At 77.6% G+C, this 16,475-nt stretch carries 1 protein-coding gene; it reads left to right on the top strand.

The genetic code is table 11. The features are described 5' to 3' along the window. Nucleotides 1–117 precede the first annotated feature (117 nt). On the top strand, nt 118–16,431 hold the full coding sequence (locus tag ACIP4P_RS06005) for a type I polyketide synthase (RefSeq protein WP_400915198.1): 16,314 nt from the start codon (nt 118–120) through the stop codon (nt 16,429–16,431). Nucleotides 16,432–16,475: the final 44 nt, after the last annotated feature.

Genomic DNA, 16,475 nt, shown 5'->3' on the forward strand with positions numbered 1-16,475 from the left:
CGGGCCACGGGTCGGACCTGACGTCAGGTGTCGGCGGTCGGCGCCCCGGACGGGCGCGCGGCAGGGCCCTCCCGGGCGCGGTGTTCCTGGCAGACCCCCGGAGAGGCTGACGTCCCGATGTCGAACGAAGACAAGCTCCGCGACTACCTGAAGCGGGCGATCGCGGATCTCCAGGAGACCCGCGAGCAACTGCACGAGGTGACCGAGCAGCAGCGGGAACCGATCGCCGTGGTCGGCATGGCCTGCCGGCTGCCGGGCGGGGTCTCCTCGCCCGAGGAGCTGTGGGAGCTGGTCCGGGACGGCGTCGACGCCGTCTCCGACTTCCCCGCGGACCGCGGCTGGGACCTCCCCGAGGGCTCGGTCACCGCCCGGCGGAGCGGATTCCTGCACGACGCCGGGGAGTTCGACGCCGACTTCTTCGGCATCTCGCCGCGCGAGGCGCTGGCCATGGACCCGCAGCAGCGGCTGATGCTGGAGACCGCCTGGGAGGCCGTCGAACGGGCCGGCATCGACCCCGGCTCGCTGCACGGCACCCGGACCGGGGTGTTCGTCGGCGCCGGCCACGGCGGCTACGACAGCGCCGCCACCGCCGCCCGGGGGCGGATCGACGACGCGGCCGCCGGACACCTGCTCACCGGCAACACCGTCAGCATCGCCTCCGGCCGGATCTCCTACGTCCTCGGCCTGGAGGGCCCGGCCCTCACCGTGGACACCGCCTGCTCCTCCTCGCTGGTCGCCCTGCACCTGGCCGTGCAGTCGCTGCGCCGCGGGGAGTGCTCGCTCGCCCTGGCCGGCGGGGTGACGGTGATGTCCACCCCGCAGATGTTCACCGAGTTCTCCCGCCAGGGCGGCCTGGCCGCCGACGGGCGGTGCAAGCCGTTCGCGGCGGCGGCCGACGGGACCGCCTGGGGCGAGGGCGCGGCCGTGCTGCTGGTCGAGCGGCTCTCCGACGCCCGGCGCAACGGGCACCCGGTCCTGGCCGTGGTCCGCGGCTCGGCGGTGAACCAGGACGGCGCCTCCAACGGCCTGACCGCGCCGAACGGTCCGTCCCAGCAGCGGGTCATCCGGGCCGCCCTGGCCGACGCCGGGCTGCCCGCGCGCGAGGTCGACGTGGTCGAGGCGCACGGCACCGGCACCCGGCTCGGCGACCCGATCGAGGCCGCGGCGCTGCTCGCCACCTACGGTCAGAACCGTGAACGGCCGGTGCTGATCGGCGCGTTGAAGTCCAACACCGGGCACACCCAGTCCGCCTCCGGGGTGGCCGGGGTGATCAAGACGGTGCTGGCCATGCGGCACGGCCTGCTGCCGCGCACCCTCCACCTCGACGCGCCGACCCCGCACGTGGACTGGACCGCCGGGTCCGCCGAACTGCTCGCCGAGGCCCGGGAGTGGCCGGCCGTCGAGGGCCGGCCCCGGCGGGCCGCGGTGTCCTCCTTCGGGGTCAGCGGGACCAATGCCCACGTGGTGCTGGAGGCGGTGGAGGAGCCCGCGGAGGAGCCCGGGGAGTCGCGATCGATGCTGGACGAGCCCGGGGCCGTCCTGCCCTGGGTGCTGTCGGCGCACAGCGCCACCGCCCTGCACGCCCAGGCCGGACGGCTGGCCGCCCACCTCCGGAGCCACGGCCCGCTCGCCCCGGCGGACGTCGCCCACTCGCTCGCGACCACCCGGGCGGCCCTGGGGCACCGGGCGGTCGTCCTGGCCGCCGACCCGGGGGAGCGGCTGCGCGCCCTGGACGCCCTGGCGGGCGGGGGCGCGGGAGCCGGTGTCGTCCTGGGCGCGGTGGACAAGGGCGCGACCGCGTTCCTGTTCTCCGGGCAGGGCTCGCAACGGCTGGGCATGGGGCGGGAGTTGTACGCCAGGTTCCCGGTGTTCGCGGCGGCCTTCGACGCGGTGTGCGAGCGGTTCGAGCTGCCGCTGCGGGAGGTCGTCTGGGGCGAGGACGCGGAGCTGCTGAATCGGACGGAGTTCGCCCAGGCCGGGTTGTTCGCGGTCGAGGTGGCGCTGTTCCGGCTGGTCGAATCGCTGGGTGTGCGGCCGGAGTTCGTGGCCGGGCACTCGATCGGCGAGGTCGCCGCGGCGCACGTGGCCGGTGTCTTCTCGCTGGCGGACGCCTGCAGCCTGGTGGCGGCGCGGGGCCGGTTGATGCAGGCGCTGCCCTCCGGTGGGGCCATGCTCGCCGTGCAGGCCGCCGAGGAGGAAGTCCGGCCGCTGCTCGGCGAGTTCGTCTCCATAGCCGCCGTCAACGGCCCGACCTCGGTGGTCGTCTCGGGTGCGGAGCAGGCCGTCGCGGCGGTCGAGGCGCACTTCGCCGGCCGGAAGACCACCCGGCTGCGCGTCTCGCACGCCTTCCACTCGCCGCTGATGGACCCGATGCTGGACGACTTCCGTACCGTCCTCAACGGGCTGACGTACCAGGCCCCTTCGATCCCCGTCGTGTCCAACCTGACCGGCGGGATCGCCGAGGCCCTCCGGACGCCCGAGTACTGGGTGCGGCACGTCCGCGAGACCGTCCGCTTCGCCGACGGCATCCGCGCCCTGGAAGCCGCCGGCGTCACCCGCTTCCTCGAACTCGGCCCCGACGGCGTGCTCAGCGCCATGGCGGCCGAATCCCTGCCCGCCGACGCGGCCCCGGTCGCCGACCCGGTCCTGGTCGCCGCCCTCCGCAAGGACCGCCCCGAGGAGCCCGCCCTGCTGGCCGCCCTCGCCCGGCTGTACGTGCGCGGCGCCGGACCGGACTGGACGGCGGTGCCGGCCGGCGCCGGGGCCCGCCGCGTCGAGCTGCCCACCTACGCCTTCCAGCGGCAGCGCTACTGGCTGCCCGAACTCCAGCGGCGCGACACCGGCACGACCACGGCCGACCCGGTCGAGGAGTCCTTCTGGGCCGCCGTCGAGGCCGGGGAGCTGCGGGAGGCCGCGGCGGTGCTGGGGATCGCGGAGGAGGCCGCCGAGGCCTCGCTCGACCGTCTGCTCCCGGTGCTGGCCTCCTGGCGCGGGCAGCGGCGGCTGCTGAACGCCCTCGACGCCTGGACCTACCGGACCGGCTGGGTGCCGCTGTCCGGCCGCGCCGACACCGTGCCGACCGGGCGCTGGCTCGCCGTGCTGCCGGAAGGGCCGGAAGGGGCGGAAGACGGCGGGGCCGACTGGCCCGCCGCCGTCCTCGCCGCCCTGGCCGAGCGCGGCCTGCGGGCCGAGCCGGTGGCCGGGGTCGGCGCGGTGGCCGCACGGCTCGCCGACGGCACGGCCGAACCGGTCGCCGGGGTCCTCTCCTTCCTCGCCGCCGACGGCCGCCCGCACCCGGAGTTCCCCGAGGTCCCCGGGCACCTGCCGGCGACCGTCGAGCTGCTGCGCGCCCTGGAGGCGGCCGACGGCCCGGCCCGGCTCTGGTGCCTCACCCGGGGCGCCGTCGCCGTCGACGACGCGGACCGGGTGCCCGGGCCGGAGCAGGCCCAGCTGTGGGGCCTGGGGCGGGTCGCCGCGCTGGAGCACCCGCAGCGCTGGGGCGGTCTGATCGACCTGCCCGGGACGGCCGACGCCCGGACGGCGGCCCGGCTGGCGGGCCTGCTGGCCGACGGGACGACCGAGGACCAGCTCGCCCTGCGCGCCTCCGGCGCCCACGCCCGTCGACTGACCCACGCCCCCGCGCAGCCCGCCGGGCCCGACTGGACCGCGCCCGCCGGGACGATCCTGATCACCGGCGGGACGGGCGCGCTGGGCGCCCACGTCGCCCGCCGGCTGGCCGGCGCCGGTGCCGAGCACCTGCTGCTGCTCGGCCGCCGGGGTCGGCAGGCGCCCGGCGTGGCGGAGTTGAGCGAGGAGCTGGCCGCGCTGGGCGCCCGGGTCACCGTCGTCGCCTGCGACGCGGCCGACCGGGAGGCGCTGGCCGCCGTCCTGGCCGCCGTGCCCGCCGAGCAGCCGCTGACCGGGGTGGTGCACGCGGCGGGGGTGCTGGACGACGGTGTGCTGGCGGGCCTGACCGTCGAGCGGTTCGCCTCCGTGCTGCGGGCCAAGGCCGTCCCGGCCCGGCACCTCCACGAGCTGACGGCCGGCCAGGACCTCGCCCTGTTCGTGTTGTTCTCCTCGATCACCGGCGTCCTCGGCAACCCCGGCCAGGCCAACTACGCGGCCGCCAACGCCTATCTGGACGCCCTGGCCGAGCACCGCCGCGCCGCCGGGCTGCCCGCCACCTGCCTCGCCTGGGGCCCGTGGGCGGGCGGCGGCATGGCGGGGGAGAACCCGGACCTGACCGGGCGGATGCGCCGCAGCGGCCTCACCCCGATGGACCCGGCCCGGGCCGTGGCCGCGCTGGTCCGCGCGCTCGGCTCGGGCGCGTCCGGCCTGACCGTGGCCGACGTGGACTGGAGCGCGCTCGCCCCCGTGCTCACCGCCGCCCGGCCGAGCGCGCTGATCGCCGACCTGCCGGAGGTCCGGCGGGCCGCCGCCCCCGCCGTCGACGCCACCGGCGGTTCCCCGCTGGCCGAGCGGCTGTCCGGCCGGGAGACGGCCGAGCGGCAGCGCCTGCTGCTGGAGCTGGTCCGCACCGAGGCGGCGGCCGTGCTGGGGCACACCGGCCCGGTCACGGTGGACGCCGCTCGGGCGTTCCGGGACCTCGGCTTCGACTCGCTGACCGCCGTCGAGCTGCGCAACCGCCTCGCCGCCGCCACCGGTCTGCGGCTGCCCGCGACCCTGCTGTTCGACCACCCGACGCCGACCGCCCTGGCCGCCCGGCTGTGCTCCGAACTCGCGGGCGCGGCAGCGGAATCGGCGTCCGGGTCGGCGTTCGGTCCGGCGTCCGGGCCGGTCGCCGACGAGCCGATCGCGATCGTCGCGATGGCCTGCCGCCTCCCCGGCGGGGTGGAGTCGCCGGAGGACCTGTGGCGGCTGCTCGCCGAGGGCCGGGACGCGGTGGGCCCGTTCCCGGCCGACCGCGGCTGGGACACCGAGCGGCTGCACCACCCGGATCCGGACCACGAGGGCACCAGCTACGTCGCCGAGGGCGCCTTCGTCACCGGTGTCGCCGACTTCGACGCCGCCTTCTTCGGGATCTCGCCGCGCGAGGCGCTGGCCATGGACCCGCAGCAGCGGCTGCTGCTGGAGACCGTCTGGGAGGCCGTCGAGCGGGGCGGCATCGACGCCGGGACCCTGCGCGGCTCCCGGACCGGCGTGTTCGTCGGCTCCAACTTCCAGGACTACCAGGTGCTGTTGGACCCGGCCCGGGAGGGCGTGGCCGGGCACGTGATGACCGGCAACGCGGCGAGCGTGCTGTCCGGCCGGATCGCCTACACCCTCGGCCTGGAGGGCCCGGCGGTCACCGTCGACACCGCGTGCTCCTCCTCGCTGGTCGCCCTGCACCTGGCCGCCCAGGCCCTGCGCCGCGGCGAGTGCGCCCTCGCCCTGGCCGGTGGGGTGACGGTGATGGCCACCCCGCAGGTGTTCGTCGAGTTCTCCCGGCAGCGCGGCCTGGCCCCCGACGGCCGCTGCAAGCCCTTCGCCGAGGCCGCCGACGGCACCGGCTGGGCCGAGGGCGTCGGGGTGCTGCTGGTCGAGCGGCTCTCCGACGCCCGCCGCAACGGGCACCCGGTGCTCGCGGTGATCCGCGGTTCCGCCGTCAACCAGGACGGTGCCTCCAACGGCCTGACCGCGCCGAACGGCCCGTCCCAGCAGCGCGTGATCCGGGCCGCCCTGGCCGACGCCGGGCTGACGCCCGCCGAGGTGGACGCCGTCGAGGCGCACGGCACCGGCACCCGGCTGGGCGACCCGATCGAGGCCCAGGCGCTGCTGGCCGTCTACGGCCAGGATCGTGAACTCCCGCTGCTGCTGGGCTCGGTGAAGTCCAACCTGGGCCACACCCAGGCCGCCGCCGGGGCCGCCGGGGTGATCAAGACCGTGCTGGCGATGCGGCACGGCGAGCTGCCGAAGTCGCTGCACATCGACGCCCCGACCCCGCAGGTGGACTGGACCGCCGGCGCCGTCGAACCGCTGGCCGAGGCCCGGGCGTGGCCCGCGACCGGACGGCCGCGCCGGGCCGGGGTGTCCTCCTTCGGGGTCAGCGGCACCAACGCCCACGTGATCCTGGAGGCGGCACCCGAGCCCGCTCCGGAGCTCGCTGGGGAGCCCGCGTCGGAGCCTGCTGGGGAGCCCACCGCGGACTCCGCGCCCGAACGTCCGCTGCCCGCCCACCCGTTGCCCTGGCTGCTGTCCGCCCGCACCCCCGAGGCGGTGCACGCGCAGGCCCGCCGGCTGGCCGCCCGGGTGCGCGCCGCCGAACCCGCCCCCGACGATGTCGCCCTCGCCCTCGCCACCACCCGCGCGAGCCTGGAGCACCGGGCCGCCGTGGTCGCGCCCGACCGGGCCGCACTCCTGGACGGCCTGGACGCGCTGGCCGAGGGCCGGGCCGTCCCCGGGGTGCTGGAGGGCCGGAGCCCGGGCGACGGCGACCCGGTCCTGGTGTTCCCCGGCCAGGGCTCCCAGTGGGCCGGAATGGCCCTCGAACTCCTCGACACCGCACCGGAGTTCGCCCGCCGCTTCGCCGAGTGCGAGGCCGCGCTGGCGCCGTGGACCGGCTGGTCGGCCACCGGGGTGCTGCGCGGTGCCGCCGACGCCCCCGGCCTGGACCGGGTCGAGGTGGTGCAGCCGGTGCTGTTCGCCGTCATGGTGTCGCTGGCCGAGCTGTGGCGCTCCTACGGCGTCCGGCCGGCGGCCGTGCTCGGCCACTCCCAGGGCGAGATCGCGGCGGCCTGCGTCGCCGGAGCGCTCTCGCTCGACGACGCCGCCCGGGTGGTCGCGCTGCGCAGCCGGGCGCTGCGGCAGCTGGCCGGACTCGGCGGCATGGTGTCGGTGGCCGAGCCGGTCGCCGCCGTGCGGGAGCGGCTGACCCGCTGGGACGAGCGGATCTCCGTCGCCGCCGTCAACGGCCCCGGCTCGGTGGTGGTCTCCGGCGAGCCCGACGCCCTGGACGAGCTGCTCGCCGACTGCGAGCGCGCCGGAGTCCGGGCCCGCCGCATCCCGGTCGACTACGCCTCGCACTCCGCCCAGGTCGAGCGGATCGAAGGCGAGCTGCTGGACCTGCTGGCCCCGATCACCCCGCGCGCCGCCGAGATCCCGTTCTGCTCCACCGTCACCGGCACCTTCATCGACACCGCCGGGCTGGACGCCGCCTACTGGTACCGCAACCTGCGCCGGACCGTCGAGTTCGAACAGGCCACCCGCGCCCTGCTGGACGCCGGCCACCGGCTGTTCGTCGAGGTCAGCCCGCACCCGGTGGTTACCACCGGCCTCCAGGAGACCATCGAGGACAGCGGCCTGCCTGCCGCCGCCCTCGGCACCCTGCGCCGCGACGAGGGCGGGCCCGCCCGCTTCCTGCTCGCTCTGGCCGAGGCCCGGGTGCACGGCGCCCGGGTGGACTGGGAGCGCTGCTTCGCCGGCACCCGGGCCCGGCCCGTCGAGCTGCCGACCTACCCCTTCCAGCGGGAGCGCTACTGGCCGCGCCCCGGCGCCACCGGTGGCGACGTCACCACCGCCGGCCTGGCCGCACCGGAACACCCGCTGCTCGGCGCCGCCGTCGAACTCGCCCGGGACGGCGGCCTGTTGGCCACCGCCCGGTGGTCGCTGCACACCCACCCCTGGCTCGCCGACCACACCGTGGCCGACACCCTGGTCGTCCCCGGCGCGGCCCTGGTCGAGGCGGTGCTGCGGGCGGGCGACGAACTCGGCTGCGGCCGGATCGACGAACTGACCCTGCACGCGCCCGTCCTGCTGCCCGAACGGGGCGCCCTCCAGGTGCAGATCGAGCTCGGCGCCGCGGACGACACCGGACTGCGCCCGGTCGCCGTGCACACCCGCCCGGCGGAGGCGGACGCCACCGAGCCCTGGACCCGGCACGCCGAGGGCCGGGTCGGCCCGGCCGGAGCCGAACCCGAACCGGCGCCCGCCGCCTGGCCGCCCGCCGGCGCCGAACCGGTCGACCTCGACGGCTGGTACCCGGCCCTGCGCGCGGACGGCTACGGCTACGGCCCGGTGTTCCAGGGCGTGCGCGCCGCCTGGCGGCTCGGCGACGCCGTCCACGCCGAGGTCGAGCTGCCCGGCCCGGCCCGCCCCGACGCCCCCCGCTACGGCCTGCACCCGGCCCTGCTCGACGCGGCCCTCCACCCGGCCGGACTCGGCCCGCTGCGCGGCCGCCCCGGGCTGCCGTTCGCCTGGAGCGGCGTCACCCTGCACGCCACCGGGGCCACCGCGCTGCGGGTGACGCTCACCCCGGCCGGGCCCGACGCGGTGTCCGTCCGGATGACCGACCCGGCCGACCGGCCGGTGGCCACCGTCGAGGCCCTCGCCGTGCGCCCGCTCGGCGAGGCCGCCCTCGACCCGGCCGCCCGGGTGGCCCGCGAGGCGCTCCACCACCTGGACTGGCCGGCCCTGCCCGCCCCCGCGGCGGCCCCGGCCGCCGCCCGCTGGACCGTCCTCGGCGAACCGCCCGTCCAGGCGGCCGCCCTCGCCGAGGCCGGGGTGACCCTGGCCGTCGGCGGCGACGTCCTGCTCTACCAGGTCACGGGGCCGAACCCGCAGGCCGCGCTGAACCGCGCCCTCACCGTCCTGCGGGACCACCTCGCCGAGGATGCGGACGCCACCCTGCTCGTCGTCACCCGCCGGGCCCTCGCCGTCGACCCGGCCGAGCACGTCCACGACCTGCCCGCCGCCGCCGTGCACGGCCTGGTCCGCTCCGCCCAGAACGAGCACCCCGGCCGGATCGTGCTCGCCGACCTGGACGACGACCCCGCCTCCTGGCGCGCCCTGCCCGCCGCCCTCGCCACCGCCCTGGCCGACGGCGAACCCCGGCTGGCCCTGCGCCACGGCACCGCCCACGCCCCCCGGCTGGCCCGCGCCCACACCGCGGCGCCGCTGCCCGTCCCGGACGGCCCGTGGCGCCTGGACATCCGCACCAAGGGCACCGTCGACAACCTCGAACTGCTGCCCTGCCCGGACGCCGTCGAACCGCTCGCCGAGGGCCAGGTCCGGATCGAGGTCCGGGCCGCCGGCCTCAACTTCCGCGACGTCCTCAACGCCCTCGACATGTACCCGGGCGGGGCCCGGCACCTCGGCTCCGAGGCGGCCGGCATCGTCCGCGAGACCGGGCCGGGCGTCACCGGACTCGCCGTCGGCGACCGGGTGATGGGCATGGTCCCGGGCGGCTTCGGCCCGCTCGCCGTCACCGACCACCGGCTGCTCGCCCGCGTCCCGCAGGACTGGACCTTCGCCCGGGCCGCCGCCGTCCCCGTCGTCTTCCTCACCGCCTACTACGCGCTGCGCGACCTGGCCGGGCTCCGGCCCGGCGAACGCCTGCTGGTCCACGCCGCCACCGGCGGCGTCGGCATGGCCGCCGTCCAGCTCGCCCGGCACTGGGGCGCCGAGGTGTACGGCACCGCGAGCGAGGCCAAGCAGCACCTGCTGCACGCCGACGGCCTGCCCGACAGCGCCGTCGCCTCCTCCCGCACCCTGGACTTCGAGGACCGCTTCCGCACCGCCACCGGCGGCGCGGGCGTGGACGTCGTCCTCAACTCCCTCGCGGGGGAGTACGTCGACGCCTCGCTGCGGCTGCTCGCCCCCGGTGGTCGGCTGATCGAGATGGGCAAGACCGACGTCCGCGACCCGGCGGAGGTCGCCGCCGCCCACGGCGGCGCCCGCTACCGCGCCTTCGAACTCCAGGAGGCCGGCCCGGAACGGATCGGGCAGATGCTCGCCGACCTGGTCGAGCTGTTCGAGCAGGGCGCGCTGCAGCCCCTCCCGCTCACCTGCTGGGACGTCACCCGGGCCCGGGAGGCCTTCCGGTACATGGCGCAGGCCCGGCACACCGGCAAGATCGTGCTCACCGTGCCGCGCCCCTGGAGCCAGCAGGGCACCGTGCTGATCACCGGTGGCACCGGCACCCTCGGCGCCGAGCTGGCCCGTCACCTGGTCACCCGGCACGGCGTGCGGCACCTGCTGCTGGTCGGCCGTCGCGGCCTCCAGGCGCCCGGGGCAGGGGAGTTGAGCGCCGAGCTGACCGCCCTCGGCGCCCGGGTCACGGTCGCCGGCTGCGACACCGCCGACCGCGCCGCACTCGCCGCCCTGCTCGCCGCCGTACCCGCCGAGCACCCGCTGACCGCCGTGGTGCACGCCGCCGGCGTCCTCGACGACGGCGTGGTGGACGGCCTCACCCCCGACCGGCTCGCCGCCGTGCTGCGGCCCAAGGTCGACGCGGCCCACCACCTGCACGAGCTCACCCGCGGCCTCGACCTCGCCGACTTCGTGCTGTTCTCCTCCGCGGCGGGCGTGTTCGGCTCACCCGGCCAGGGCGCGTACGCGGCCGCCAACGCCTGGCTCGACGCCCTCGCCCAGCACCGCCGGGTCGACGGCCTGCCCGCCACCTCGCTGGCCTGGGGCCTGTGGGCCCAGGCCAGCACGATGACCGCCCACCTCGGCGCGACCGACCGCGCCCGCGCCCGGCAATCCGGCGCGCTCACCCTCGGCACCCCCGACGGCCTCGCCCTGTTCGACGCCGCCCTCGCCGCCCGGCGCGCCCTGCTGGTGCCCGTCCGCCTCGACACCGCCGCGCTGCGCGGCCGCGGACCGGCCGAACTCCCGGCGCTGCTGCGCGAACTGGTCCGCACCCGGGTGCGCCGCACCGCCCAGAGCGGTCCGGCCGCCGACGGGCTGCCCGCCCGGCTGGCGGCGCTCGCCCCGGCCGACCGCCACACGGCGCTGCTCGACCTGGTGAGCGGCTGCACCGCGGCCGTCCTCGGCCACAGCTCGGCCGAACAGGTCGACGCCGCACGGCCGTTCCGGGACCTCGGCCTGGACTCGCTGACCGCCGTCGAACTGCGCAACCGCCTCAACACCGCGACCGGCCTGCGGCTGCCCGCCACCCTGGTCTTCGACCACCCCACCCCCGGGGCGCTCGCCGAGCACCTGGCCGAGGGCCTCGGCGCCGGGAACGCCGCCGGCCCGGCGGCCGGCGCCGCAGCGGGCGGCACCGACGAGCCGATCGCGATCGTCGGGATGGCCTGCCGCTTCCCCGGCGCCGTCAGCTCCCCCGAGGAGCTGTGGACCCTGCTGGCCACCGGCACCGACGCGGTCGCCGACTTCCCCGCCGACCGCGGCTGGGACCTCGACCGGCTCTACGACGGCATCCCCGACCACCCCGACTCCTCGCGCACCCGCCAGGGCGGCTTCCTGGACGGCGTCGCCGGGTTCGACGCCGACTTCTTCGGCATCAGCCCCAACGAGGCCCTCGCCATGGACCCGCAACAACGCCTGCTGCTGGAGACCTCCTGGGAGGCGATCGAACGCGCCGGCATCGACCCCGGCACCCTGCGCGGCAGCCGCACCGGGGTGTTCGCCGGCCTGTCCTCCGGCGACTACCTCGACCGGGTCGCCCGCGTCCCCGAGGAGGCCGCCCCGTACATCAGCACCGGCAACGCCTTCAGCGTCGTCTCCGGCCGGGTCGCCTACACCCTCGGCCTGGAGGGCCCGGCGGTCACCGTGGACACCGCCTGCTCCTCCTCGCTGGTCGCGCTGCACCTGGCCGTGCGCGCGCTGCGCGGCGGCGAGTGCACCCTCGCCCTCGCCGGCGGTGTCACGGTGATGTCCACCCCGATGATCCCGGTCGACTTCGCCCGCCAGCGCGGGCTGGCCGCCGACGGCCGCTGCAAGCCCTTCGCCGAGGCCGCCGACGGCACCGGCTTCTCCGAGGGCGTCGGCGTGCTGCTGGTCGAACGGCTCTCCGACGCCCACCGCAACGGACACCCGGTGCTGGCGGTGGTGCGCGGCTCGGCCGTCAACCAGGACGGCGCCTCCAACGGGCTCAGCGCCCCCAACGGCCCGGCCCAGCAGCGCGTCATCCGGGCCGCGCTGGCCGACGCCGGACTGACGCCCGCCGAGGTGGACGCCGTCGAGGCGCACGGCACCGGGACGAGGCTGGGCGACCCGATCGAGGCCCAGGCGCTGCTGGCCGTCTACGGGCAGCAGCGTGAACTCCCGCTGCTGCTGGGCTCGGTGAAGTCCAACCTGGGCCACACCCAGGCCGCCGCCGGGGTCGCCGGGGTGATCCGGACGGTCCTGGCACTGCGGCACGGCGAACTCCCGCCGAGCCTGCACATCGACCGGCCCACCAGCCATGTGGACTGGTCGCAGGGCGCGGTGGAACTGCTCACCGAGGCGCGCCGCTGGCCGGAGACCGGACGGCCGCGCCGGGCCGGCGTCTCCTCCTTCGGGCTCAGCGGCACCAACGCCCATGTGCTGCTCGAAGCGGCCGCCGAGCCGTCCGTCCCCGAGCCGTCCGTCCCCGAGCCGTCCGTCCCCGGGACCTCCGTTCCCGAGCCGGTCGCCGACGCGCCGGTGACGCCGCCCTGGCTGCTCTCCGCCCGCAGCGCCCAGGCGCTGCGCGGCCAGGCCCGCGCCCTGCTCGACCACCTGGACCGCCTCGGGCAGCCCGACGCCGAAGGCGCCCCCGCGCCGCTCGACCTCGCCCACTCGCTCGCCACCCGGCGCGCCCTGCTGGAGCACCGCGCCGCCGTGATCGGCACCGGCCCCGAGGAGCTGCGGGCCGCCCTGGCCGCCCTCGCCGAGGGCACCCCCGCCCCGGGCGTGGTCACCGGCCGGCACGCCGCCGGGCGGGACCGCCGGGCCGTCCTGCTGTTCCCCGGCCAGGGCTCCCAGTGGATCGGCATGGGCGCGGAACTCCTCGACAGCTCGCCGGAGTTCGCCGACGCCGTGGCCGCCTGCGAACAGGCCCTGGCACCCTGGACGGACTGGTCGCTGAGCGCCGTCCTGCGCGGCGCACCCGACGCCCCGGCACTGGACCGGGTCGACGTCGCCCAACCCGCGCTCTGGGCCACCATGATCGCGCTGGCCGCCTGCTGGCAGGCCCACGGCGTCACCCCCGCCGCCGTCCTCGGCCACTCCCAGGGCGAGATCGCCGCCGCCTGCGTGGCCGGCGCGCTCTCCCTGGCGGACGGCGCCAAGGTGGTCGCCCTGCGCAGCCAGGCCATCGCCCGCGAACTCTCCGGCCACGGCGGCATGGTGTCCGTGCCGCAGGCCCACACCGAGGTGCTCGCCCGGATCGAGCCGTACGGCGGCCGGATCTCGGTCGCCGCCGCCAACGGCCCCGCCGGGGTCGTCGTCTCCGGCGAACCCGAGGCCCTCGACGACCTGCTGGCCGACTGCGAGCGCGACGGCGTACGGGCCAAGCGGATCCCGGTCGACTACGCCTCGCACTCCGCCCAGGTCGAGCGGATCGAGCGGACCCTGCTCACCGAACTCGACGGGATCACCACCCGGGCCGCCCGGATCCCGTTCTTCTCCACCGTCACCGCCGACTGGCTCGGCGACACCCCGTTGGACGCCGCCTACTGGTACCGCAACCTGCGCCGGACCGTCCGGCTGGAGGAGTCCGTGCGCGCCCTGCTCGCCCAGGGCCACGACGCCTTCCTGGAATGCAGCCCGCACCCCGTGCTGGCCATGGCCGTCGAGGACACCGCCGCCGGCGCCGGCGCCCGGGCCGTGGTGCTCGGCACCGTCCGGCGCGAGGACGGCGGCCCCGCCCGGCTGCTCACCTCGCTCGCCGAGGCGCACGTGCACGGGGTGCGGATCGACTGGAGCCCCGCCCTGGCGGGCGGCCGCCCGGTGGACCTGCCCACCTACGCCTTCCAGCGCCGCCGCTACTGGCTCGACCGGTCCACCGCCGTCGCCGGGGCGAGCGACCCGTCCGGGCTCGACCGCGCCGTCCACCTCGCGGGCGGCGACACCGTGCTGCTCACCGGCCGGATCGGCACCGCGACCCACCCGTGGACCGCCGACCACCGGGTCCGCGGCAGCGCCGTCGTCCCCGCCACGGCCCTGCTGGACTGGGCCGTCCGGGCCGGCGACGAGGTCGGCTGCCCGACCGTCGCCGAACTCACCGCGCACGACCCGCTGGTCCTGCCCGAGCACGGCACCCTCGACCTCCAGCTCACCGTCGACCCGGCCGACGGCGAGGGCCGACGGCCGCTCACCGTCCACGCCCGCCCGACGGACGCGCCCGCCGACACCCCGTGGACCCGGCACGCCACCGGCACCCTCACGACCGGCACGGTCGTCGGCACGCCGCTGGGCGACCGGCCGTCCGAGGACGCCCTGCCGCTGGACGTCGACCCGGCGGACCACGGCGAGCGCTTCCGCACCGTCCGGGCGCTCCGGCAGCACGGCGACGAGCTGTACGCCGAGGTCGCCCTGCCCGAGGAGCACCGGGCCGAGGCGGCCGGCTTCCGCCTCCACCCCGCCCTGCTCCAGGGCCTGTTGGCCGCCACCCGGGACGGCGCCGCGGCCACCGCGGACTGGCGCGGCGTCACCCTGCACGCCACCGGCGCCGCCCTGCTCCGGGTCCGGCTCACCCCGGGCCCCGACGGCAGCCACACGCTCAGCGCCGTCGACGCCGACGGCGCCCCCGTGCTCACCGCCGAGGCCGTCACCGTCCGCCCGATCGCCGCCGACGACCTCGGCCCGGCGACCGACCCGCTGTACGCGGTCGAGTGGCTCCCGGTGACCCCCGGCGCACCGCAGGGGAGCGTCGCGGTCCTGGGACCGGACGACGTGCCGGGCTTCCCCCGCTACGCCGACCTGGCCGCCCTCACCGCCGCCCTGGACGCCGGCGAGCCCGCCCCCGACACCGTCCTCACCCGCCTCACCGCCGTCGACGGCGACGACCCCGTCACCGCCACCCACCAGGCCGTCCGGGCCGCCCACCGGCTCGCCCGCGACTGGCTCGCCGAACCCCGGCTGGCCGACTCCCGGCTCGCCCTGCTCACCCGGGGCGCCGAAGCCACCACCCCCGACGAGGACGTCACCGCGCTCGCCCAAGCCGCCGTGCACGGACTGATCCGCTCCGCGCAGTCCGAGGAGCCCGGCCGCTTCCTGCTGCTCGACCTCGACGACGACCCGGCCTCCGCGGCCGCCCTGCCCGCCGCCCTGGCCGTCCCCGACGAGCCCCGGCTCGCCCTCCGGCGCGGCGAACCGACCGCCCCCCGGCTGCGCCCGCTGCCGGTGTCCTCCGAGCTCCCCGTGTGGTCCTGGACCCCGGACGGCACCGTCCTGATCACCGGCGGCACCGGCACCCTCGGCGCCCTGGTCGCCCGCCACCTGGTCACCGCACACGGCGTCCGCCACCTGCTGCTCACCAGCCGGCGCGGCGACCAGGCCCCCGGGGCAGCGGAGTTGAGCGAGCAGCTCACCGCCCTCGGCGCCACCGTCACCCTCGCCGCCTGCGACACCGCCGACCCGGCCGCCCTGACCGCGCTGCTCGCCACCGTCCCGGCCGAGCACCCGCTCACCGGGGTCGTGCACGCCGCCGGCGTCCTGCACGACGGCCTGCTCGCCAACCTGACCGACCGGCAGCTCACCGACGTGCTGCGCCCCAAGGCCGACGCGGCCTGGCACCTGCACCGGGCGACCGCCCACCTGGACCTGTCCGCCTTCGTGCTGTTCTCCTCCTTCGCCGCCACCGCCGGCGGACCGGCCCAGGCCAACTACGCCGCCGCCAACGCCTTCCTGGACGCCCTGGCCCACCGCCGCCGCGCCGAGGGCCGGCCGGCCGTCTCGCTCGGCTGGGGATACTGGGGAGAATCGAGTGCGATGACGTCCACCCTGGACGCCGTGGACATCGCCCGCTTCGCCCGCTCCGGCATGCTGCCGCTCTCGGCCGCCCAGGGCCTCGCCCTGCTCGACGCCGCGAGCACCGTGCCCCGCCCGCACCTGGCGGCCGTCCGGCTCGACCGGCACGCCCTGGCCACGGCCGGCGCACCGCCGCTCTTCGCCGACCTGCTGCCCCGGCGCGCCACCGTCCGGCGCACGGCCGCCGCCACCGCGGCGGCCACCGGCGAGCGGGGCGTCCTGGACCGGCTCGCCGGGCTCGGCGCCGCCCAGCAGGAGCAGCTGCTCCAGGGCCTGGTCGTCGGCCACCTGGCCGCCGTCCTCGGCCACGCCACCCCCGAGGCGGTCGAACCGGAACGGGGCTTCCTCGACCACGGGATGTCCTCGCTGGCCGCCGTCGAACTGCGCAACCGGCTGAACGCCGAACTCGGGCTGCGGCTGCCCACCACCACGATCTTCGACCACCCGTCACCCGTCGCCCTGGCCGGCCGGCTGCGCGAACTGCTCGGCGCACCGACCGGTGCACCGGTCGGCGAGACTGCCCCGGAGCGGCCCGTCTTCGCCGAACTGGACGGCTTGGAGGTCGCGCTCTCCGCCGCCGAGCTCGACCCGGACTCCCGCGCCCGGCTGCTCAGCCGCCTCAAGAGCCTCCAGTGGCGGCTCGACGACGGCGCGGCGGAACCGGCCGACGGCGGCGCCGACCCGGACACCGGACTCGACGGCACCACCGACGACGAGATGTTCGACCTGATCGACCGCGAACTCGGACTCGCCTGACCGGCGCGGCAGCACCCGCCGCGCCACCGGCCGCCGACCCGTAC

This window comes from Kitasatospora sp. NPDC089509 (assembly GCF_044749365.1).
GTDB lineage: Bacteria > Actinomycetota > Actinomycetes > Streptomycetales > Streptomycetaceae > Kitasatospora.

What these genes read in the sequence shown, in the direction of transcription:
- ACIP4P_RS06005 (WP_400915198.1), top strand. Translation starts at nt 118, where the DNA reads ATGTCGAACGAAGACAAGCTCCGCGACTACCTGAAGCGGGCGATCGCG.